At 40.3% G+C, this 22,018-nt stretch carries 23 protein-coding genes and 1 tRNA gene; 12 read left to right on the top strand and 12 right to left on the bottom strand.

Translation table 11 applies throughout. The annotated features are described in order from the left end of the window. The first annotated feature begins 198 nt into the window (after positions 1-198). The 3 genes from asnC to recG are packed head-to-tail and all read left to right on the top strand — an operon-like array spanning position 199 to position 3,540. Positions 199-657: a transcriptional regulator AsnC gene (gene asnC, locus J7338_RS06155; protein ID WP_145237092.1), complete on the top strand. Its 459-nt coding sequence runs from the start codon at positions 199-201 to the stop codon at positions 655-657. A 54-nt stretch (positions 658-711) separates the two neighbouring features. Continuing rightward, positions 712-1,398, top strand: coding sequence for a tRNA (guanosine(18)-2'-O)-methyltransferase TrmH (gene trmH / locus J7338_RS06150; protein ID WP_210796219.1), 687 nt, complete (start codon positions 712-714; stop codon positions 1,396-1,398). Between the two features lie 60 nt (positions 1,399-1,458). Beyond that, positions 1,459-3,540, top strand: coding sequence for an ATP-dependent DNA helicase RecG (gene recG, locus J7338_RS06145; protein ID WP_210796218.1), 2,082 nt, complete (start codon positions 1,459-1,461; stop codon positions 3,538-3,540). 50 nt (positions 3,541-3,590) lie between these two features. On the opposite strand, the gene J7338_RS06140 is transcribed toward recG, so the two are convergent. Both J7338_RS06140 and J7338_RS06135 read right to left on the bottom strand, forming a co-directional pair. Next, positions 3,591-4,508 carry a porin gene (locus tag J7338_RS06140; protein ID WP_210796217.1) on the bottom strand — a complete coding sequence of 306 codons (918 nt, stop codon included), beginning with the start codon at positions 4,506-4,508 and terminating at the stop codon, positions 3,591-3,593. A gap of 157 nt (positions 4,509-4,665) precedes the next feature. Next, positions 4,666-5,541 (bottom strand): LysR family transcriptional regulator, encoded by an 876-nt coding sequence (locus J7338_RS06135; RefSeq protein WP_210796216.1) that lies wholly within the window; start codon positions 5,539-5,541, stop codon positions 4,666-4,668. Between the two features lie 91 nt (positions 5,542-5,632). On the opposite strand from J7338_RS06135, the gene J7338_RS06130 reads away from it, so the two are divergent. Beyond that, a complete protein-coding gene (locus J7338_RS06130; protein WP_210796215.1) occupies positions 5,633-6,007 on the top strand; it encodes a MaoP family protein in 375 nt (124 codons plus the stop codon). An 88-nt stretch (positions 6,008-6,095) separates the two neighbouring features. Beyond that, a complete protein-coding gene (locus J7338_RS06125) occupies positions 6,096-7,331 on the top strand; it encodes a response regulator (RefSeq protein WP_210796214.1) in 1,236 nt (411 codons plus the stop codon). Here the strand turns inward: J7338_RS06125 and rarD are convergent. Further along, complete coding sequence (gene rarD, locus J7338_RS06120) at positions 7,328-8,251, bottom strand: EamA family transporter RarD (protein WP_210796213.1); 924 nt, start codon at positions 8,249-8,251, stop codon at positions 7,328-7,330. The two genes, J7338_RS06125 and rarD, sit on opposite strands and share 4 nt — an antisense overlap. Positions 8,252-8,303: 52 nt before the next feature. Then, complete coding sequence (locus tag J7338_RS06115) at positions 8,304-8,759, bottom strand: thioesterase family protein (protein ID WP_210796212.1); 456 nt, start codon at positions 8,757-8,759, stop codon at positions 8,304-8,306. Positions 8,760-8,869: 110 nt separating this feature from the next. Between J7338_RS06115 and recQ the strand changes: the two genes are divergently transcribed. The 4 genes from recQ (at position 8,870) to J7338_RS06095 (ending at position 13,400) form a co-directional block, all read left to right on the top strand. Beyond that, positions 8,870-10,693 (top strand): DNA helicase RecQ, encoded by a 1,824-nt coding sequence (gene recQ / locus J7338_RS06110; protein WP_210796211.1) that lies wholly within the window; start codon positions 8,870-8,872, stop codon positions 10,691-10,693. 15 nt (positions 10,694-10,708) lie between these two features. Next, complete coding sequence (locus J7338_RS06105; RefSeq protein WP_210796210.1) at positions 10,709-11,008, top strand: DUF3630 family protein; 300 nt, start codon at positions 10,709-10,711, stop codon at positions 11,006-11,008. A gap of 66 nt (positions 11,009-11,074) precedes the next feature. Continuing rightward, a complete protein-coding gene (locus tag J7338_RS06100) occupies positions 11,075-12,781 on the top strand; it encodes a POTRA domain-containing protein (RefSeq protein WP_210796209.1) in 1,707 nt (568 codons plus the stop codon). A gap of 52 nt (positions 12,782-12,833) precedes the next feature. Next, positions 12,834-13,400: a mechanosensitive ion channel domain-containing protein gene (locus tag J7338_RS06095; protein WP_210796208.1), complete on the top strand. Its 567-nt coding sequence runs from the start codon at positions 12,834-12,836 to the stop codon at positions 13,398-13,400. Between the two features lie 58 nt (positions 13,401-13,458). On the opposite strand, the gene J7338_RS06090 is transcribed toward J7338_RS06095, so the two are convergent. Genes J7338_RS06090 through J7338_RS06080 form a run of 3 tightly spaced genes read right to left on the bottom strand, consistent with a single transcriptional unit; the run spans position 13,459 to position 15,848 of the window. Next, on the bottom strand, positions 13,459-14,517 hold the full coding sequence (locus J7338_RS06090) for a succinylglutamate desuccinylase/aspartoacylase family protein (RefSeq protein ID WP_210796207.1): 1,059 nt from the start codon (positions 14,515-14,517) through the stop codon (positions 13,459-13,461). Then, positions 14,504-15,409 (bottom strand): 30S ribosomal protein S6--L-glutamate ligase, encoded by a 906-nt coding sequence (gene rimK, locus J7338_RS06085; protein WP_210796206.1) that lies wholly within the window; start codon positions 15,407-15,409, stop codon positions 14,504-14,506. The genes J7338_RS06090 and rimK overlap by 14 nt, the downstream gene beginning before the upstream one ends. 10 nt (positions 15,410-15,419) lie before the next feature. Then, complete coding sequence (locus J7338_RS06080; RefSeq protein WP_145237042.1) at positions 15,420-15,848, bottom strand: ATP-dependent zinc protease family protein; 429 nt, start codon at positions 15,846-15,848, stop codon at positions 15,420-15,422. Positions 15,849-15,998: 150 nt separating this feature from the next. Between J7338_RS06080 and J7338_RS06075 the strand changes: the two genes are divergently transcribed. Next, complete coding sequence (locus J7338_RS06075) at positions 15,999-16,970, top strand: zinc transporter ZntB (RefSeq protein ID WP_210796205.1); 972 nt, start codon at positions 15,999-16,001, stop codon at positions 16,968-16,970. Between the two features lie 6 nt (positions 16,971-16,976). Here J7338_RS06075 and J7338_RS06070 read toward each other — a convergent pair whose 3' ends face one another. Both J7338_RS06070 and J7338_RS06065 read right to left on the bottom strand, forming a co-directional pair. Beyond that, positions 16,977-19,082, bottom strand: coding sequence for a sensor histidine kinase (locus J7338_RS06070; RefSeq protein ID WP_210796204.1), 2,106 nt, complete (start codon positions 19,080-19,082; stop codon positions 16,977-16,979). A 331-nt stretch (positions 19,083-19,413) separates the two neighbouring features. Then, positions 19,414-19,488 (bottom strand) — tRNA-Arg (locus J7338_RS06065). A gap of 255 nt (positions 19,489-19,743) precedes the next feature. Here J7338_RS06065 and J7338_RS06060 point away from each other — a divergent pair. Continuing rightward, the gene (locus J7338_RS06060; RefSeq protein ID WP_210796203.1) at positions 19,744-19,926 is read left to right on the top strand and encodes a MerR family transcriptional regulator; all 183 of its coding nucleotides are present in this window, start codon (positions 19,744-19,746) and stop codon (positions 19,924-19,926) included. Here the strand turns inward: J7338_RS06060 and J7338_RS06055 are convergent. Genes J7338_RS06055 through J7338_RS06045 form a run of 3 tightly spaced genes read right to left on the bottom strand, consistent with a single transcriptional unit; the run spans position 19,923 to position 21,638 of the window. Then, positions 19,923-20,729 carry a phosphotransferase gene (locus J7338_RS06055; protein WP_210796202.1) on the bottom strand — a complete coding sequence of 269 codons (807 nt, stop codon included), beginning with the start codon at positions 20,727-20,729 and terminating at the stop codon, positions 19,923-19,925. The genes J7338_RS06060 and J7338_RS06055 overlap by 4 nt on opposite strands. Before the next feature lie 8 nt (positions 20,730-20,737). Next, positions 20,738-21,361, bottom strand: coding sequence for a nicotinamide riboside transporter PnuC (gene pnuC / locus J7338_RS06050; protein WP_210796201.1), 624 nt, complete (start codon positions 21,359-21,361; stop codon positions 20,738-20,740). Positions 21,362-21,386: 25 nt separating this feature from the next. Next, entirely contained in the window at positions 21,387-21,638 is a 252-nt protein-coding gene (locus tag J7338_RS06045; protein ID WP_145237024.1) for a hypothetical protein, read from the bottom strand. A 131-nt stretch (positions 21,639-21,769) separates the two neighbouring features. Here J7338_RS06045 and J7338_RS06040 point away from each other — a divergent pair, with 131 nt between their 5' ends. Beyond that, the gene (locus J7338_RS06040; RefSeq protein WP_145237021.1) at positions 21,770-22,009 is read left to right on the top strand and encodes a DUF2960 domain-containing protein; all 240 of its coding nucleotides are present in this window, start codon (positions 21,770-21,772) and stop codon (positions 22,007-22,009) included. Positions 22,010-22,018: the final 9 nt, after the last annotated feature.

Below are 22,018 nucleotides of genomic sequence, written 5' to 3'. Positions count from 1 at the left end.
AATAATTGGCCTCATTCCCAGTTATTGTTACTTGCATAAATGCATGATTGCACTATGAGCAACCATGTCGTTAAAGTAATCCTCAATCATTTTGAACTTTAATTCAATAACCAATAACAAAAACACCTTTATCATATTAATTTGATTAATTTAGTGGTATAAAAAATGATGATTCAATAATTTAAAGATGATATTTATATGGAAAATTATCAAATCGATAATCTTGATAAACAGATCCTCCACGCATTAATGGATAATGCCCGCACAGCCTATGCAGAATTAGCCAAACGGTTCGCCGTTAGCGCAGGTACAATTCATGTACGGATTGAAAAAATGAAACAAGCGGGGATCATTACAGGCACCCAAGTTAGCGTCAATGCCAAGCAGTTAGGCTACGATGTATGTTGTTTTATTGGCATCAACCTCAATAATGCTCGAGACTACCCACAAACCTTATTGCATCTAAAGGAACTTGAAGAAGTCGTTGAGGCTTATTACACAACCGGAAACTACAGTATTTTTATTAAGGTAATGACCCGTTCAATTGATCATTTACAAGATGTATTGATCAATAAAATTCAAGCTATCGAAGCCATTCAGTCAACCGAAACGCTAATATCACTGCAAAACCCAATTAGCCGCTCAGTAATGCCTTGAGACGGTAATTCCCGTATAATAGCGGCAATTTTATGAGTTCAGACAAGGCTAAAAATGGAAAACACTCGCTATCATCGCATTAAACACGTACTAGATCGTCGTCAAACAGATTTAACCGTGTGCTTAGAAGATGTGCACAAACACCATAACTTGTCTGCAATTGTTCGCAGCGCTGATGCTGTAGGTTGCCATAATGTTCATGCAGTATGGCCACAAAACCAAAAATGGCTCACCAATAATACCTCTGGAGGCAGTAAAAATTGGATCGCAACTCACTTACATAAAGATATCAACAGCGCTGTGGCTATGATGCGCCAGCATAATCCGCAAGTACAAATACTCGCCACTAACTTATGTCCTGATGCGGTTGACTACCGTGAGATTGATTATACTCTGCCAACAGCCATTATTGTCGGCCAAGAAAAAACCGGCATATCACCACAAGCACTTGCCCACGCAGATAAAAACATTATTATTCCAATGCAAGGCATGGCGCAGTCTCTGAACGTGTCAGTGGCCGCTGCACTGATATTATTTGAAGCACAAAACCAACGCCTGCAAGCTGGCTTATATGAGCGCACTATGCTGGATGAGAGCATAAAACATAAGATGCTATTTGAAGGCTGCCATCCAATCATTGCACAAAAATGCAAAGAAAAATCGCAACCCTATCCAGCCCTCGATGAAAATGGTGAAATCATCGCTGATGATGAGTTTTGGCACAAATTAAAACATGCTTGATGGCAGGCCTGTTCGCACGTAAACTAAAAAGTATCTAAAAATGAAAGATTTGAGCGTATAGTGTCAAAGCCAACTTTAAGCCGCTACCCAATCAGTGACCTCAAAGGCGTTGGTCCAAAAATGGCCGAGCGGCTAAAAAAACTCGGCATTTGCACAGTGCAAGATATGCTCTTTCATCTACCGCTTCGATATGAAGACCGCACCCGTATTTATGCAATCAGTGATTTAGCTGTGCATAGTCATGTCAGTATTGAAGCCACTATAGAAACCAGCCAAATTACCTTTGGTAAACGTAAAATGCTCGTTTGCCAAGTTAACGATGGTACTGGACGACTTACCCTGCGATTTTTTAATTTTACTGCCGCACAAAAGAATACCTTAAGTAGCGGCAAGGTGATCCGCTGTTTTGGCGAGGTACGTCGTGGCAGAGTGGGTTATGAAATGACTCATCCTGAATACAGCCTTAGCGATACACTAAGCGAACAACCAACAGCAACCACACTAACGCCTGTTTACTCGACAACGGAAGGGTTAAAACAACTGTCGATCCGTGCATTAAGTGATCAGGCGATTGCATTACTTGAAAAATATCAGGTAGAAGAGTTATTGCCAGTGCAATTTCAGCACGCAGGTATGGATTTAACTCAGGCACTGCTACTTTTACATCGCCCCGCTAATGATGTAGACATCACCGCATTAGAGCAAGGCCTGCACCCGGCGCAACAACGTTTAGTGTTTGAAGAGTTACTGGCGCAAAATTTAAGCTTATTAAAATTACGTCAACAAGGACAGCAAGTAAAAGCGGTTGCTCTGAACCCTATTAATCATCTGGAGCATGATTTTTTAGCGCAGCTCCCCTTTGCTCCCACTAACGCGCAAAACAAAGTCGTCGCTGAAATAAAAAACGATTTGCAATCTCCTTATCCAATGATGCGCTTAGTACAAGGCGATGTTGGCTCAGGTAAAACCTTGGTTGCGGCACTAAGCGCCCTAACGGCCATCGCACAAGGCTATCAAGTAGCATTAATGGCACCCACCGAAATTCTGTCAGAACAGCATGGCATTACTTTCGAAAATTGGTTTACAGCTTTAGGCATCACTACAGCATGGCTCGGTGGTAAAACCAAAGGGAAAGAACGCAGCGCAACGCTTGAAAAAATAGCATCAGGTGAAGCGCAAATGATTGTTGGGACTCATGCGTTATTTCAAGAACAAGTAACATTTAATAACCTAGTGCTTATTATTATTGACGAACAACACCGCTTTGGCGTCCACCAGCGCTTATCGCTACGAGAAAAAGGCCGTTTTGGTGATTGCTATCCCCATCAACTGGTTATGACAGCAACACCGATCCCACGTACACTGGCGATGACAGCTTATGCCGATTTAGAAACGTCCGTGATTGATGAGTTGCCACCAGGACGTACCCCAATTAAGACCATTGCACTACCTGATACGCGTCGTGATGAAATTATTGCTCGGGTAAAAACAGCCTGTACCGAGCAAGGTCGTCAAGTATATTGGGTATGCACCTTAATTGATGAATCGGAAGCATTGCAATGCCAAGCAGCAGAAGATAGCGCACTGCAATTAACTCATGCACTGCCAGAGTTAACTATAGGATTAGTTCATGGCCGTATGAAAGCAGCAGAAAAGCAAGCCATTATGAGCGAGTTCAAAGCTGGAAACATTCATATATTAGTGGCGACAACGGTCATTGAAGTCGGTGTAGATGTGCCAAATGCCAGTTTGATCATCATTGAGAATCCTGAACGGCTTGGCCTTGCACAATTACATCAGTTACGTGGTCGAGTTGGTCGTGGTGCAATCGCATCCCATTGTGTGCTTTTATACCATGCACCGCTGTCTCATACTGCACAAAAACGTTTGGCTGTTCTAAGAGATAGCAATGACGGTTTTGTAATTGCTGAACGTGATTTGGAAATTCGTGGCCCAGGTGAAGTGCTCGGCACTAAACAAACAGGTTTAGCGGAATTTAAAATTGCTGACTTAACCAGAGATAAGCACACACTCAACTTAGTCAGACCTATCGCACTACAAATGCTCCGCCAGTATCCTGAACAAGTAGAGCAACTGATCAATCGCTGGCTCGCTGGTAAATCAGTGTATGCACAAGCTTAATAGTAAAAAGCCTTACTGTAATAAGTAAGGCTTTTTCAACAGTCTAAAGACTAAAACTTGTATTCCATGCCAACACCTAAGTAATCTTGATCAACATTGCTGTCCATATCAAAATTAGTGTAGAAGGCAAATAGCGTAGTGTTTTTGCTCAATGAGTGATCAACACCAGCAGAGATAGCTGATTTTTTATCACCCGCATCAAAATCCATTATCTGGTATTGAACTTTAAATGTATTACTATCAAGGGTATAAGCCGCATTAACTAAATAACCATCGGCATCACCGCTACCATCCACTTTTTCTTGGCTTTGGTACATTGCACCTAGTTTAATATCAGCCACTTTACCTTGCACGGTAGCGCGTACAACATCATAACCATTGACTTCACTGTCGGCAGCAATTGATGCATAAACGTTACTCTTCTTCAGCCCAGCATCGCCATAAGTAAGTGCTAAAGAATAACCGTTATCGCCTTCACTCTCTTTTTCAGCAACGTAAGTTGCAAGCACTTTAAAACCGCTTAAATCCTTTGATGAATACGTTAGCGTATCACTAAGACGGTTTTCACCTTTGAATAAATTTTTAATATCGCCTTCAAGGTCATTAAATAAATCAAGCTTACCTTGCGATTGCTTTAAAGCAGTATCATTACGACCAAGCACAACTTGACCAAATCCACCTTTTAAACCGACGTATTGATTACGTGACGTAAACGTGTCTTTTGAATCATCTGAAACATTAACTTGAAATTCGAACTTATAAATAGCTTCTAGGCCATCACTAATGTTTTCAGAGCCTTTAAAACCGATTCGCGATGCATTACTTTTAATTTCGCTGAATGACCCTTCACCGTCATCCGAAGATTGCACAGAGATATTTGCTTTACCATACACATCAACATCAGCAAATGCAGAAAAAGATAAACCACTTAACAGTGCTAGTAATAGGCTCGACTTTGCAAATTTCATATTATTTCCTCAATAAACGCAACAGACTAATTTTTAATTCGCTGCATTTTGCCTGCAATAAATGACAAAAATATTACAACGGAAATATTTTTGCCTCATATTATTCATAAAAAAGAAGAGTAAAAGACATAAAATAAACACAAAAATGTCATACAGCTTACTTGGCACTAAATTCACTGCTTATTGTTGGCGTTAATTTCAGTAATAAATTAACCAACGTCTCAAGCAAAGGCTTTTGTTCATTATCTCTGTGATAAGCGACAAAAATATCCCGAGAAGTATGTTCCACATCAGACACTCGATGTAACTCCCCTTTATCTAGATGGCTTTTCGCTAAAACTTCAGGAATAAATGCACTCCCTCCACATTGTAGTATCAAATCTAATGCAATGCGCCCTGTACTGGTGCGAAAGTACGGAGGCGTGTGGCTAGTAAATTGCCGTGCGTGCCAAAGTGAGAAGGTAGTCCCCCAGTCAACATAGACATATTGATTATCAAAAAAATTTTCATTCGCAGCTCCTGCAAATGCACTAATAGGAATAATTGGTAAAGTGCAAATACGTTCAACCACTAATTCATCCACTTTTGGTGGGTCAAATAAAATCGCCAGATCTAAGGTGCGCTCTAACAATAACCGTGTGCTTTCTTGCTGTGCTTTTACTTCAGCCACCAGCGATACTCCAGGCATTGCTGAAACAATATTAGTGATACCAAACTGTAAAAAAGCATCCCAAATATTAGGGGTCCCCGCTAAACAGATTTGCTTATGCATATTATCAGCAAGAGCAACATCAACTTTAGCTCGTTGCATACCTGTAATAATCATTTGCGCATGGGGTAATAAGCGCTCGCCTGGGGCTGTCAATTGGATGTTATTACGTTGGCGGATAAATAAATTAACCCCTAGTCCTTGTTCTAATTGACGAATTCGAAAACTCACCGCAGACTGTGTAATGTAAAGGTTTTCAGCCGCTTTACCAAAGTGGCGAGTACGTACCACTTCAACAAAGGTTTTCAATAAATCTATATCCAATTATTTATCCTCACGATAAAAATTTTTTGTTTAATAAATTGCCCAACTTGATCCATACTCCAGCTTGAAAATAGGGTATGAGGAAACAGCCATGAGCAATGATATTTCACTACTTCGCCAAGCATTTGTAAGCCAACGTCAGTTTTATGATGATCAAAACTTTCCGCGCGGATTCGGCCGCTGCGGTAATTTTACCTTACTAGAAGCCAGTATCCTTGAACAACACGGTGTTGTTCTAAAAGGGTTATATAATAAAACCCTTGAACCACAAAATGAAATTCAAGAACAATTTTATGCCGTTGTCTCTGGCAGCCAAGCGCCAACCAACGCAATTGAGCGTGCGTGGATTAAATACCTAAAACTGACGACCTGTAAAGCAAAGTTTCATACTCTGTTTGGGCGTTCTAAAATTTCAAGCCCTGCACCACAAAACCCAGACTACTATTCGGAGTCTGATAGCCTATAAAAATAATGATGTTATTTGCTTTTTCGTGTTTTAACAGTTACAACTTGTGTAATTAAATAAATTTGGCAATGCCAAAACAAGGTGTTACGTGACACGAAAAATACTCATCATTGAAGATACGCCAACTATAGCGAGAGTGCAAAAACACATTGCAATTAAGGTTGGCTATGATGCAGATATAGCCGCTTCCTTAGCGCAAGCAAAAGAGTTAATTAGTAATAATAACTATTTTTGCGCTGTAGTAGATTTTATTCTACCTGACGCACCACAAGGAGAGGCTATTCCCTGCACTATTGAAGCGCAAATTCCTACCATAGTAATGACCGGCAATATAGATGCAAACACCCGCGATATAGTCGAAAAACACCCGGTCATTGATTACATCACCAAAGAAAACAAGCAAGCCTACCATTATTTAGAAAAGCAACTACAGCGCTTGCCTCGCAACGAAAACGTTAAAGTATTAGTCGTCGATGACTCATTATCTGCACGCCTGCATATATGTAGCTTACTTAAACGCCACAAATATCAAACACTACAAGCCAGTGATGGCATTGAAGCACTTGCTGTGCTTGATCAAACCCCCGATATAGCCATTATAATTGCAGATAACGAAATGCCAAACATGAATGGGGTTGAGTTATGTGGTGAAATTCGTCGTTTATACAACAATGAAGAAAAAGCAATAATCGGTATTTCCGGCTCTAATGCAGCACACCTTTCGGCGCGTTTTTTAAAAAATGGCGCAAACGACTATTTGCGTAAGCCGTTTAATAACGAAGAGTTTTATTGCCGTTTGAGCCAAAACGTTGACATGCTGGAACAAATTGCCACCATTCGCTTGCAAGCGAACACCGACTATTTAACCAAACTACCTAATCGTCGCTACTTCTTTGAAGAAACCATAAAATCATTAAAGAAAATGCAGACAAAAGAGCTAACCCCCTCTTTGGCGATGCTTGATATTGACCATTTCAAAGCAATAAATGATACCTATGGCCACGACGCTGGTGATGAAGTACTGAAAGGGCTTTCTATTTGTTTTGCAAAATACTTTACAAAAGAGTTGGCGGCTCGTTTAGGTGGTGAAGAGTTTGCTGTGTATTTTAATAATACAAATAAAGATGAAGTATTGAAACGTTTGGATAATTTTCGTCACTTTGTTGAGCTCAATAGCCCTGAATTTAGCAAAGAAAAAATTCAATTTACGCTCTCTATTGGTTGCGCACACGAGCCTGTTTATCAAATTGATCAATTATTAAAACAGGCCGATATTAAACTGTACGATGCCAAACAAAATGGCCGTAACTGTGTAATGAGTTAAACTGATTTTGCTGGGGAAGCGACAGTTAGCCGCTTACGTTTTTGCGACTGCCGATAGGAGTCCCAACTAAAAATAGCCAACGCCCCCCAGATACAGGCAAATGTCACTATTCGTTCAGCACTAAATACTTCACCATAAAATACCACTGCCAACACAAACATTAAACTTGGCCCAATATATTGGAAAAACCCTAAGGTAGTATATTGCAACCGCTTGGCTGCACCAGTAAAGCACAGTAATGGCAATGTGGTGATAACGCCTGCACTGATCAACAATATATTAGTATGCCAATTATTCGCAGCGAAGTCTGAACTGTTCGATGGCGTCATTAACCACCAATATACTAAAGCAACTGGCAATAATATTAATGCCTCAAGTAGCAACCCCGGCAACGATTCAATCGGTAACTTTTTGCGAAGTAAGCCATACACAGCAAATGACCCTGCTAATGAAAGTGCAACTACTGGAAATGAGCCAAAACTAATAACTTGGATCACTACACCACATAGCGCCAAAGCAACCGCTAGCGCTTGCCATTTTCGTAGTTTTTCACTTAAAAAAAGCATGCCTAACAATACGTTTAATAACGGATTGATATAATAACCAAGACTTGCATCAAGCATATGACCATTATTAACCGCCCAAATAAACAGCCCCCAGTTAAAACCAAGTAAGGTGGCCGTAATCACCAGCATTGCAATGAGTTTAGGATGTTTAAGCACATGCTGTACTTTATGCCACTGCTTTAGTACGGCAACAATGATAACAATGAATAATACAGACCAAACAACACGATGCATCAATATTTCAAAAGCTGATATGTGCTGTAATAATTTAAAATAAATAGGCGCTAAGCCCCACATAAAAAAAGCCATGCAGGCTAAGATAACACCTTTACGCTGTTCAGGATTAGTTGGCATATATTTTTTCTGAAGTAGATGAAAGGTAACCAGTTTACCTGTCAGCTGCACTTTAGCCAACTAAATAAGTTGCCGTGCCAAAAGCTATTTGAATGCCTTGTTCGTTGTGGAGCTCCATCCGACATACACACACTTTGTTACCTGAGCGAATTAGCTTAGCACTAGCGGTAAATTCAAGCCCTTTGCCTGGGCGCAAGTAATCAGTGCGTAAATCGATAGTACCGAGTGTCGCTAGCTTGGTTTGAATACTAATTATATTAAGCTCTGTGAGCTTATCTATCATCGCGGCAGCAGCAAGCATCCCCCCCACATTGTCAAGTACCGCAGAGATCACCCCACCATGGAGGATTTTTTGAGCGGGATTACCAATAAAGACATCTTGCCAAGGAAAGCTTATTTTCGCCTGTTCAGCATCAAGTGATTTAACACTTATTTGTAAAAACTGATTAAACGGCATTTGCTCTACAAAAACTTTAGCAACTTGGTCAATTAATTGGGCTTTATTCATTATTATTATCCGTAACTTTATAACTGGTAAGATGAGTAAAGCACAACTAAAAAGAAAGTGCGATAAAAAGCACCTATGCAAGGTCGTCTAAAAGCTCTAAAATGTCCGCGATGAACACACCAACCCCCACAGCAAGCACCGTAGTGCGCAGTCCCGCAGCTATACTCAAACAAGTGTTTGGTTATAGCGAATTTCGTGATGGCCAAGAAACGGTGATCAATGCAGCCCTTAACGGCCAAGATTCGCTAGTCTTACTGCCAACTGGCGGCGGCAAATCAGTATGCTACCAAGTGCCCGCACTTGCCTTAAGCGGTCTTACCGTCGTTATTTCACCATTAATTTCCCTTATGCAAGATCAAGTCTCGCAATTACAAGCGCTCGGGGTGAAAGCGGCTTATATCAATAACAGTTTAAACCGCGACGAACAGCAGCAAATATATCAACAACTACATAAGGGTTTGATAAAATTACTGTATGTTGCACCTGAAAAAGTGCTGCAACATGAATTTAAAGAGCGCTTAAACCACCTCAATATTAGCTTATTTGCGATTGATGAAGCCCATTGCGTATCACATTGGGGTCATGATTTTCGCCCTCACTACTGCCGTTTAAGCGAACTAAAACAACGCTTTGCAGGTATCCCTATGATGGCGCTTACAGCGACAGCTGATAAAGCCACGCGGTTTGATATTGTCCAGCAGCTTGGTTTAAATGCCCCCTATATACACACAGGCAGTTTCGACCGACCAAATATTCGTTACACCATTGAAGAAAAATTCAAACCGCTAGCGCAATTACTTCGCTACTTAAAAGAACAACAAAATCAAAGTGGTATTATTTATTGCACCAGTCGAAAACGAGTTGATGAAATAGCTGAAAAGATCGCTGACGCTGGAATGAACGCAGCGGCTTACCATGCAGGTATGAGTAACGAGCAACGCCAATTTGTACAAACCGGTTTTGCCCGTGACGATATTCAAATAGTAGTCGCTACTGTTGCCTTTGGCATGGGCATCAATAAACCCAATGTCCGCTTTGTACTGCATTATGATATTCCAAAAAGTATTGAATCTTACTATCAAGAAACAGGCCGTGCTGGCCGTGATGGCCTAGCTGCTGAAGCTATTATGTATTTTGATCCGGCTGATATTGGCCGTGTTAGGCGCTTTTTTGAAGACATTGAAGATGAACATCGTCGTCGTGTCGAAGAGCAACGTTTTAATGCTATGGCCAGCTTCGCAGAAGCACAAACATGCCGTCGACAAATACTTCTTAACTACTTTAGTGAATATCAACGCGAACCATGCGGCAACTGCGATATTTGCCTAAATCCACCAAAAAGTTTTGATGGTACTTTAGTGGCACAACAGGCCCTTTCGTGTGTGTATCGCGCCGAACAGCGTTTTGGTCTAGGCTACATTGTTGAGCTACTGCGTGGGGCAAATACCAGCCGCATTAGGGATAACAATCACCACCAACTCAGCACTTATGGCATCGGTAAAGATCACAGTAGTGAATTTTGGCTCAGTATTTTACGCCAACTTATTCACCAAGGCTTACTAAGTCAAGATATCACCCAAGGCTCAACACTGCGTTTAACCGAAGGTGCTCGCGCTATTTTGAAAGGTCAATACGCGCTACAAATGGCAGAACCTCGCCTGCAAGCTAAGCACGTATACCAAGACAAGCTTGCTCAGTTTAATTACGATAAAAAGCTATTTGCAAAACTACGTGCCTTACGTAAAGAGCTTGCCGATGCCGATGATGTGCCACCATATGTGGTATTTAACGATAAAACGCTCGCAGAAATGGCGCAACTGATGCCAACCAATGACAGTGAATTTCTCAAAGTGTCAGGGGTTGGCTTTACTAAACTCAATAAATACGGCAGCCCCTTTTTGCAAGCTATTCGCAACTATTTAGCGGCTTCTTAAAAACAGAGTAACAGCATGACTGAATTTCACTTAGACACCCGCCATAATGCAATCATTATTAGCCCAAGCGAAATGCCTAATGATGATGACTTTGAATTATGGGCGCATTTATTTCTGCATGCGCCCGAGATCAGCATTAGCGAATTTGCCAGCGGTGCTGACCGCCACCAATGCCGCTTTACGTATGCACAGCAAAGCTTTAATTTAAACTTTGAACACTACAGTAACAGCGTTTGGATTAATGGTGAAGGCATTGAAGCTGAGCATTTATTAGCAGCTTTAGTGCACTATTTTCTTACACTATTGCAACAATGAGGTAGACTTATACATTAACTTAGTGTGTAGTGGGTAAACGCTAAAAACCCATAATTAAGGATTTCAATGGTTGCCAATAACGCTTATGCAATTTTATTATTTAGCTGTTGCACCTTGCTCTATTCACCTTATGGCTTAGCGCAATCGCTTGATGACGGGCAGCAAAGTTGCAGTAATCAGCGCATAATAACACCAACTGATAAAAACCTGCGCCGCCAACTTGATGTTGATGTACAGCTACCAGAAAAAACTAATAATGCCAAAATCGCGCATATCGAGCTTGAACAACTCAACGTTTTCAATACCAATTTAGAAGAAGAAAATAACGCATTATTTCGCTTTGCTAATCGCGCTCATATAACCACAGAACCAAATGTTATAAAGAGTATTTTACTGTTCGAACCTGGTGAGCACTATGAGCCAAAGAAACTCGCCGAATCAGAACGTATATTACGCCGCCAAGGTTATTTATACGATGCAAGAATTAAAGCTCAAACGAACTGCGATGGCGACATTGATGTGAAGGTGATCACTCGCGACCTATGGACGTTACTACCAGAAATTAACTTTAGCCGCAGTGGTGGGGAAAATAAATCGAGCATTGGATTTCGCGAATCCAATTTATTTGGCTGGGGTAAACGTTTGTCACTCGCTCGCACCACCGATGCCGAACGCAGTGGCTATCTATTCGTTTATGATGATCCTAATATACTTTCTAGCCGCTATCGTGGCCGTATAGAGTATTCAGATAACAACGATGGCAAACGCCAATTACTCGAGCTTAGCTACCCTTTTTACTCTATTGAAACACCGTACAGCTATGGCCTATTGAGCTTTTCGGATCAACGAATTGAATCTCTCTATAAACGTGGTGAAGTATCCAGTCAATTTATCCAAAAAACCGATTATAATCGGATTTACTTTGGCCATTCAAAACAGCTTGCAAATAATTGGACTCAACGCATTAGCGTCGGTTATACCCATGAACAACAAGCTTTTGAAAGCACTATAAACACTGTCACACCATTGGCCGATAAACGAGAGCTAAGCTATCCATACATCAGTAGTCATTGGTTTGAAGATCACTATATAAAAGTACGTAATTTTGACAGTATTTATCGTACTGAAGATTTAAACCTTGGTTGGAATGTGCAAGGTTTATTAGGCTATGCTAGCGAAGAGTTAAGTAATGACGATAGCCGCGCTATTTACTCATTTAATGCAAAAAAAGCTCATTTTAGTGACGATAATACCCTCTGGCGCTTTCTTGCCAGTCTAGACGGGAATTGGAACGAACAACAAAGCAAAGTAGAAAACTTACTCGCAAGTACCCAGGTGCAGTACTATTTAAACACCAGCTTTGAACAATCGTGGTATGCCAAAATACGCTTAGACTATGCTAAAAACCTAACCCCCGACAAACAACTTATCTTAGGCGGAGAAAATGGCTTACGTGGCTATCCGCTAGACTATCAACAAGGCGATCGTAGCTTTTTAGTTAACCTAGAAAAACGCTATTATTGGGAATACGACCTACTACAACTTTTTAAAGTCGGTGGGGCTGCATTCTTTGATATCGGCCGCGCATGGTTTAATGATCAAAATAACGGTAAAAATGGCCAAGTATTGAAAAATATAGGTATCGGATTACGACTCGCTCCAAGCAGAGCAAATGCAGGTACTGTGATCCATTTAGATATCGCCGCACCACTTGATAAAAGTGATGATGTTGATTCTCTTCAGTGGCTAATCACTGTAAAAAACTCCTTTTAAAGTGTGCTAAAAACGCTAAACTAGTTGTTCCTAAACCGCACTTGGATTGATTGTGGAACTGTTAGATATTCTTGACACCCAGTATAAGCTTATCGTCACTTTGGTCGCTCTATTACTTTTTCCGGTACTATTAAAACTGACTAAAAAGTTACTCGAAAAAACCATTAAGGGAAAAATCGATATTCACCGTAAATATCGTGCTGAACTATTACTAAAAATTATTATCGCATTGGTCATGCTGTGCCTAGTGTTAGTTTTTTGGGGTATAGAATTGCGGGGGTTACTGGTACTTGGCTCATCCTTATTTGCCATGCTAGGTGTAGCCCTATTTGCAGCTTGGTCGCTATTAAGCAATCTCACCTCGTTCTTGCTAATGTTTATTCAAAATGACTGTCGCGTTGGTTATTGGGTTAGAGTCATTGACGGCGCGAACTTTGTTGAAGGGCGTATTGTCGAGATGGGCTTGATGAATGTAGTTTTAGAACATATTGATGGGCACCGAGTTATTTACCCTAATAACCTGTTTGTTACTCGCCCGGTGATGGTTTTAAATAAAGAGCCGAAACCGACTAAAGCAATCGCGGTTAAGCGTACTATTGGACCTAAAAAGCTACAATAAACGAAAAGCCGTTTAAGGGTATCCTTAAACGGCTTTTTTGAGCAGTTACAGTCAGCAATTAATTATTTAATTCCGCTGTTTTTAACTCATCTTCAATATCACTTATTTCATCAATAAAGGTTTCAAGCTGTTGTTCTACCAAGCTGTTTGCGTGAGCAAAATATGCTAAATGAAATACTGCATCACCTTCATTAACCAATGGCATAGTTTGTTGACCAATTACTATACCACTTCTTGGTGCTAATAATTCCAGCTCAGAATCACCTAACGGGCTACTGATATAAGCTAAAATTTGTCCTTTTATTACTCGCTCACCCAATGATACTTGCGCACGTACAATGCCATCGACTTCAGCACGTACCCAACTGGTAGAGCTGGCAATAATTGGCTCTGGTAATTTTTTTGCGCGCTTGCCACGGATCATTTTTAAATGACGCATAACATAATCAACGCCCTGCATACCTGCCGCAATTGCAATGGGATCAAACCGCAGCGCTTCTCCAGCTTCGTAGGTGATCACCGGAATACCTAAGTTCGCGGCCTCACTTCGCAGTGAGCCATTACGAAGTGACGCATCAATAACCGCTGGTGTACCAAATGCATTCGCCATTTGTGCCGTTGCTTCATCACTCAAATTTGCGCGAATTTGCGGTAAATTGGTGCGATGTATTGCCCCAGTATGTAAATCAATAATATGCGTACAATGAATGGCCACTTGCGAAAAGAACATATGCGCCATACGTCCAGCAAGCGATCCACGAATAGAACCTGGAAAGCTGCGATTCATATCACGGCGATCAGGTAAATAACGTGATTTATGAATAAAACCAAATACGTTCACAATCGGCACAGCAATTAGCGTACCGCGCAGCTGGCTAGCATCTATTTTTGCTAATAATTGGCGTACAACCTCTACGCCATTGAGTTCATCACCATGAATAGCCGCACAGACCATTAAAACAGGCCCTGCTTGAACTCCATTCACTACCTCTATTGGAATATTCAACGGCGAATGGGTATACAGCTTAGCTGCTTCTAGGGCCAGCGTTTTACGCTCACCGACACCCACCGTTTCACCTAATAAAGTAAACGCACTATTGATTCTAACCTTTGCCACGCGTTGCGGTCCTTTTGGTTGCAGCGGTTTTTTCGATAAATTCGATCACCATACCTGCAATATCTTTTCCTGTTGCGACTTCTATACCTTCAAGACCTGGTGAAGAATTAACTTCCATCACCAAAGGTCCACGAGATGAGCGAAGTAAATCAACCCCAGCTACATTCAAGCCCATAGCTTTAGCAGCAGCGACTGCTGTTTTTCGTTCTTCTGGCGTAATACGCACTAATGTTGCACTGCCACCGCGGTGTAAATTAGAGCGGAACTCGCCATCTTGTGCTTGACGCTTCATTGCGGCAATCACTTTGTCACCAAGTACGAAACAGCGGATATCTGCACCTCCGGCTTCTTTAATATATTCTTGTACCATGATATTAGCTTTTAAGCCCATAAAGGCTTCAATAACACTCTCAGCTGCTTTACGTGTTTCAGCTAACACCACACCAATCCCTTGGGTACCCTCTAACAACTTAATAACTACAGGTACACCGCCAACCATTTCTAGTAAGTCTTTAACGTCATCTGGCTTGCTGGCAAAGCCGGTTACCGGCATACCAACACCTTTACGTGATAACAACTGTAACGAACGTAATTTATCTCGCGAACGTGAAATAGCAACTGATTCATTAACAGGAAATACATTCATCATTTCAAACTGACGCAGTACCGCACAACCATAAAAAGTAACTGAAGCACCAATACGCGGAATTATGGTATCAAAATCTTTTAAATTTTCGCCGCGATAATGGATCTCTGGTTGCTCGGAGTTAATGTTCATGTAACAGCGCAACGCATCGATCACTTTCACTTCATGACCTCGCAGCTGAGCTGCTTCAATTAAACGACGCGTTGAATATAAATTTTTGTTACGAGATAAAATACCAATTTTCATAGTTAAAACCTTAACTATCTAATAAATGAGATAAAGCCGGATCAACGACTATACGATTTTCCATGGCTGTGCGCCCTAATAACATTCTAAACTTCATACTCGCTCGGCTGGTCAAAGTGACTTCTATTGGCCAACTTTTATCACCAGCGCAGAGCTTAGTCTCAATAAAATACCGCAACTCACGCTGCCCACTTGAGCTGGTTACATATTTCATCTTTTTTACTTTAGCATCACACTCAATTTGAGTGTGCTCATCTTCTTGCAAAGGCTGAGCAATAAATTTAACCCACTTTTCGCCTTCTCGCTCATATTCTTCAATATTAAGGGCATGAATACATGACGTACGTGCGCCTGTATCAATCTTAGCCTTTATTTGATTAATGCCAAGCTCAGGTAAACTCAACCACTCACGCCAACCAACAATTATCTTTGCCGTCATAAATGTGCCCTTTAATAAAAAACTGTCTTATACGCTACGCGAATAAAAACACCAGTGAAATAAATTTATCTACTCGATGAGCCGAATTGATTGACCTAAATAGTCTTATCGATAACTATAATAACCATACAGTAATAATGAGAATTTACTATGTTCAATGGTTTACTACACGCACTTATACTTGATGAACAAGGCGGTGCACATATAATTGATAACAGCGCAGACCTACAGAACTGGCAGCCTGAGCAAGGTAAATTGTGGATTCATCTTGATTATAGCCAAACTGAAGCCATAGATTGGCTACAAAGTCGTGAATTGTTGACTGACTATGAACTTGCATCATTAACAGCTGATGAAACTCGGCCACGCATCACCAAAGTCACTAACGGCTGCATGCTATTTTTACGTGGTGTAAATTTAAATCCTGCACAAAGCCCTGAAGACATGGTCTCACTTCGTTTATTTATCAATGAAAATGTAGTGGTCACTACCCGAAAACGTCGTTTACTTTCGGTCCAAGATATTTTAGCTGCGCTGGAAGAAAAAACCGGGCCAGGTAGTATTTCTGAATTGGTTTGCCAACTTACACAAAACCTTACCTCACGTATGCAAGGAGTGATCGATGGCTTAGATGACACTCTCGATATTTTTGAAGATGAAATAGACGAGCCGACTAAACGCTTTGATAACCAAGGACTATCGCAGTTACGCCGTCAATCAATTGGTTTAAAACGCTATTTAAGACCTCAAAAAGAAGCGCTAAGCACTTTAATGACAAACAAATACAGCTGGCTTAATGAAAACGATAAAGCCAAGTTAAACGAAACCACCAATCTACTGATCCGCTTTATTGAAGAGTTAGAAAACTCTATTGAACGTGCGCAAATTATTCAACAAACCATTACTAATCAGGTTTCTGAACAATTAAATCAGCGTATGTATGTGATGTCGGTAGTTGCGGCACTGTTTTTACCGCTAGGATTTTTAACCGGTTTACTTGGCGTAAATGTAGGCGGTATCCCTGGTACAGAGAGCCCTTACGCATTTAGTTTTTTTGTTATATTTTTAGTCGTGCTCACCGGTGCCATCGGCGTTTACTTCAAAAATAAAAAGTGGCTTTAAAAATACTCACGGTTGTTCAACTTCATTGATTGGTATAGTAATAATAAAAGTAGTGCCAGTACCTAATTGACTCTGGCACTCTATCGTACCGGCTAGTTTATGTATTACTAAATTATAAACAATGTGCAACCCCAAACCTAAGCTCAGTTGTGCGTTATTCGTAGAAAAGAACGGGTCAAATACTTGCTTGCGGACATCTTCTGGCATGCCTTTACCATTATCGCTGATTATCAGCTGAAGTTGTTCATCATGTTTACTCACTGTAATGTTCACCTCCCCAGGCGTTGAATCATCAAAAGCGTAAACTAAGGCATTTTCCACTAGCTGCCCTAAAATTTGCGAGAATGCACTTGGTGAGGCAAAAAAACGAATTTCTTGCTGGTATTGGCATTTAACTTTATGAGGCGTTTGGTCAACACGTGAGTGGATTGACAGCAGAATATTATCGATATACTCACCTAAGTAAAACCAGCGATTTTCCTGTGTATCGTTGTCTACCGCAACTTGTTTAAAGTTATTGATTAAATTGGTAGCTCTGTGGAGATTCACGCTCAACAACTCTGTGCTTTGTATTATATGAGCATAGGCCTGATTAAACTCCTCTCTCGACATGTTACCCTCAGCCGCTTTGCCATGAATGGTTTTCGAGGTGCTTTCCAATACCGATGCAGCCGTAACGCAAATACCCAATGGGGTATTTATTTGATGAGCAACTCCAGCAACCAATCGTCCTAACGACGCATGCTTTTCATTTTCAATTAACTGTTGCTGAGTACGTTTTAGCTGTTCCAGCGATAATGTTGCTTCTTTGGTCTTAGTCTCAAGCTCAGCAGTACGCAGAGCCACTTTACGCTCAAGTACCGCATTTAACTGTTTTACTTGTTGCTGTGAAGACATCAACTTGGTATTCGCATCTTCAATCTCACTGACGTAGCTTTTTACTTGTAAGTACACATCATTTAAAGCAGTAATAATTGGGGTAAACTCATTGTGTTTAGCATACTCAACTGGCAGTAGATTAACTTGCTTATTACTACCATAACGAATAGAGCTTTTTATGATATTTAATACCTGATCAAAAGGGCTAAACAAAGCTTTGAGGATAAAAATCATCAGTATAATAAAGCCAAGCCCTATGCCACTGCCTGTGATTAAAGCCCAAGAAGACACTTTATCAACTTGTTTACTTAAATCATTTTTAGGAACTAATGAGCCAAAGATAAAACCGCTCTCACTAAGCTGATAAAAAATATACTTATCTTCAATTGCTAGCTGCTCAAACCCAAAGCTATTGACCTTACTTAACCGACTTTGAGCTACTAATGTTGCCGCCCAAGGAAAGTCATCGGTCAACTGCTGTACCGTTTGAGGCTTGTCGGTAAAGCCAATAATTAACTCTGAATCCCAGTGAAATAAAAATGATTGTGCATTTTCGGTCACTTTAATGCTGACTAAAAACTCACTTAACTCAGCTAAAGACCAGTCGAGCGTCGCCATACCAATCGGACTGCGGTTATCGTCAAGCATCACCGCATCTATAGTCATCATCAACGAGAATGAGCCTGCATCATCGTAATAAGGGTTAGTCCAAAATATTGGACGATAGCTGGATTGGTTTAATCCCCACCCTTGCTGTACAGCAAGCAGATACCAATCCTGAGAAAAATAATCGTACTGTGGTGTATTGAGATCCCACGTAAATTGCAGCTGTTTATTTTCTTTATATACATATGGGCCAAAATAACGATACTGCTCATCCAGTACCTGGGGTTGATACCAAAGCCCTCCGCCCATAGCTTGCTCAAAACTAGTAAACTTGTTTTGTAACGTGCGCTGAGCCAGTTCCTTGATATCAGCCATGGGAGTAGATTTTTGATGACGCAGAAAGTATAACTGTTCACCGCTTAGAGCCAGATCGATCGCATGACCTTGCATTTGTTCTGTAAGATGATTGATACGGGAAATAGTGCCATTAAACACAGCCTGAATTTCATTTTGCTTAAATTCATCCAAAGATTCTTTGTAAATTAGCGTGTTGAATAACTGTAGGGTTGAATAAGCCAATATCTCAAACAAAATGACAAACACCAGAATACGGGTTTTAATATTCATTCAATCTCCAGAGTACCCTTTGCTAAAGAGCTCATTTAACACAACACTCACAGGCATTGCCTAATAACAACTGTGCTCAATTGTTCTAGTATACAAAAGGACATGATACGAATGTACTGTAGTGCATAAAATAACCCCCTAAGGCAATGAATTATGAGTATAGTCCAGTTGTCAGTTTTACAACTTGTGCAATGTATTAAATTCTAAAGATTTAGAGGGGTTTATTTAAATTATGTGTACTAAAGGTATGTGATTGAGAGCAAAGGCAGTAAATTAAAATGAACAATTATTATTAATTGCCTTTGATGAAAAGCTTAGACATTGTTGCAAATGGCGCTCTCGGTAGGGATCGAACCTACAACTCAGCCTCCGGAGGGCCACGTGATATCCATTTCACCACGAGAGCACATTTGTGCCACCACACCAACTCGCGATATCAGTGCTTAGGCCGAGCAATAATAAAGGCATATGCAATTAAATGCTAGCTTCTATCGCTTATATGCTTATTAATTCAGCAAATTATAATAAATTACTTCACAAGCAAGCAAAAAACAGCTATTAAATTATACTTAATAAAAATCACTAACCATTTTGCAACATATAAATGCCCGTTTAACGACTTTTAAGGCGGTTTGTAAAAGGTTTAACATGAGGAGTATCTATGAGTTTAATGTCAACCGAGCAAGTAGCGGAGTTTTTAGGGGTTAAAGTTGAACGTGTAAAGCGTCTTGCCCGGGAAAGTTTATTAATATCGAAATCTGTTGATGAAAACGGAGAACCACTATTTGATGCTGATGAAGTCGAAAAATATAAAGAACTTGCGGCGCGTTTTGGTGGTCTTTAACGATGCTTCATTGAGCTAATCAAACAATCCAACTGCGTACGTAACTCAGTCGCTTTATTATCGACTGAACGTGCGCTATACCAACAAATACACAATACTAAAAACACCAGCTGATAGCATTCAAGTTTTTTTACTGAATAGTAAAACTTTTGAAAAGCAGGCAATTGCTGTTGGTAGTTTGAAAGTAAGCTATTTTTTTGCTTATCATTCAACGCAAAGCTAACAGTCAGTGCTGCTAAATCGAAGTATACGTCATTACTTTTAGCGTACTCAAAATCAATTAAAAACATGCCTTGGCTATTCACAATAATGTTTTCTTTTACCAAATCATTATGGCAAAAACCTTCATCACGGGGTAATAACGCGATTTGCTTTAATGCATCCTCAATGCTTGCTTGATATTGCTGATATAAGCGAGTTTTTTTATAAAAATCCAGCTCGTATTTTATATCCATTGGCTCTGTAACAGCATTATGGTGATGGAAAGCAATTAACTTTTGCAACAATTCTAAAGTGTAGCCCCCTTGTGCAATATCACCCTCTAGGTATTCAAAAATAGCAATCTTGTTAACTTCATCAGTCCACAGTGGTTTAGGGCATACCTGCTGCTGCGCAAATACAGCTTGTGCTGCTAAGCCCTGCACTGGCCAATGCTCGCGATAGCACTTTAATAAAAAAGCCTGCTGTGCAGTGCGCACTAAAAAGTTATCGTTACTTAAACCGCTTAATAGCCGCTCATTACTCAATACCTTTAGTTGTGGATCAAAAGCGGCAAAAATGTCGCTAATTTCTTTACCTGTCATACTGCTTCTTATAATTGCGCTAAAGGCTTAGCTTGATTTTGCTCATACTCTTCATACCAGGTTTTAAACCCCCATGCTGCCATTATGGTGTAGAAAATAAATAGCGCTAATGTTGGGTAGTAGCCTTTCTCGTAATACAAGTACATTGAAGCTGCATCAATAACAATCCAATACAACCAATTTTCCAGTACTTTTTTCGCGACTAAATACGTTGTAACAACAGCAAAACAGGTTGTAAAACTATCTAAATAAGCAAAGTCTGCATGGGTGTGATTGTTCATCACATAACCAAATATTAATGCCACAATCGAAGTGGCAATAATGATGAATGAGTGTTGGTGCAAGCGCCATGAGGTAATCACTAATTGATGTTTATTAGCGTCGCCTTTTCGCCATATTACCCACCCATAAACCGCCATATACATATAGTAAAAATGCAATAGCGATTCCATTAATAAAGCACCATTCCAATACATTATGGTATAAATAAGGGTGCTAAAAAATGCTGCTGGCCAACACCACAGGTTTTCTTTTATTGCTAATAGCAAATATGCCATAGAGAGCGCCACTGCGATATATTCCCAGTGCGACATTGCAGTAAACCCTGCGAGAGTTTCTGTAATAAATTCCATAATTGATCCACTAAGGCTTTAGCTGCTATTGGGGAGAGAGATCACCATTGAGGAATTTACAAACAAAAATAGCTTTGCCAAACTCTTCGTATGAACGCTTTATCTCAGTACTAAGCACTGACATTACTAAATCGTAATCCCCAAAAATTTGCGTCGACAAGGTATTTGTTATTACTTTTAAATCGTCATATTCATTTAAGCGATCAATAAACCCCTTAATAAATGGGATATAATCTTGATGAAGTGGGTACTTACTGATCTCTACAGATAATTTCATGACAATTCCTTGGTTTATTTAAAAATATGGCCGTTATTGTAACTTGAGCTAAGCGACAAGTCATTCAAAGGTAGAGCGGATGTCGAAGAAGGTGTAAAATTAACGCAATTAAATTATTTTATGAGTGACTCATGGCACGACGCATTACGTACAAATTTAAAAATCAGCCTCGCGAAATTAATTTTGCAAAAGATAAATATCGCGATATGTATCAGGCTATTGCTGCGGCTGAAGGGATTGATTTAACAAATTATTTAAAGATGGAACAGCAAATTGCTATGACTTCAAAAGGCTCTGCGGCAGTGCGTAATTTTCGTGATGAAGAGTTTGCTCGCATGGGTTTTAGCGATGTGTATTTTATCAAAGAGTAACGCTTAGCA

The sequence above is a fragment of the Pseudoalteromonas ostreae genome, from assembly GCF_018069805.1.
GTDB lineage: Bacteria > Pseudomonadota > Gammaproteobacteria > Enterobacterales > Alteromonadaceae > Pseudoalteromonas > Pseudoalteromonas ostreae.
Note: the sequence above shows the minus strand (reverse complement) of the source record. Positions and strands in the feature narration are given on the sequence as shown.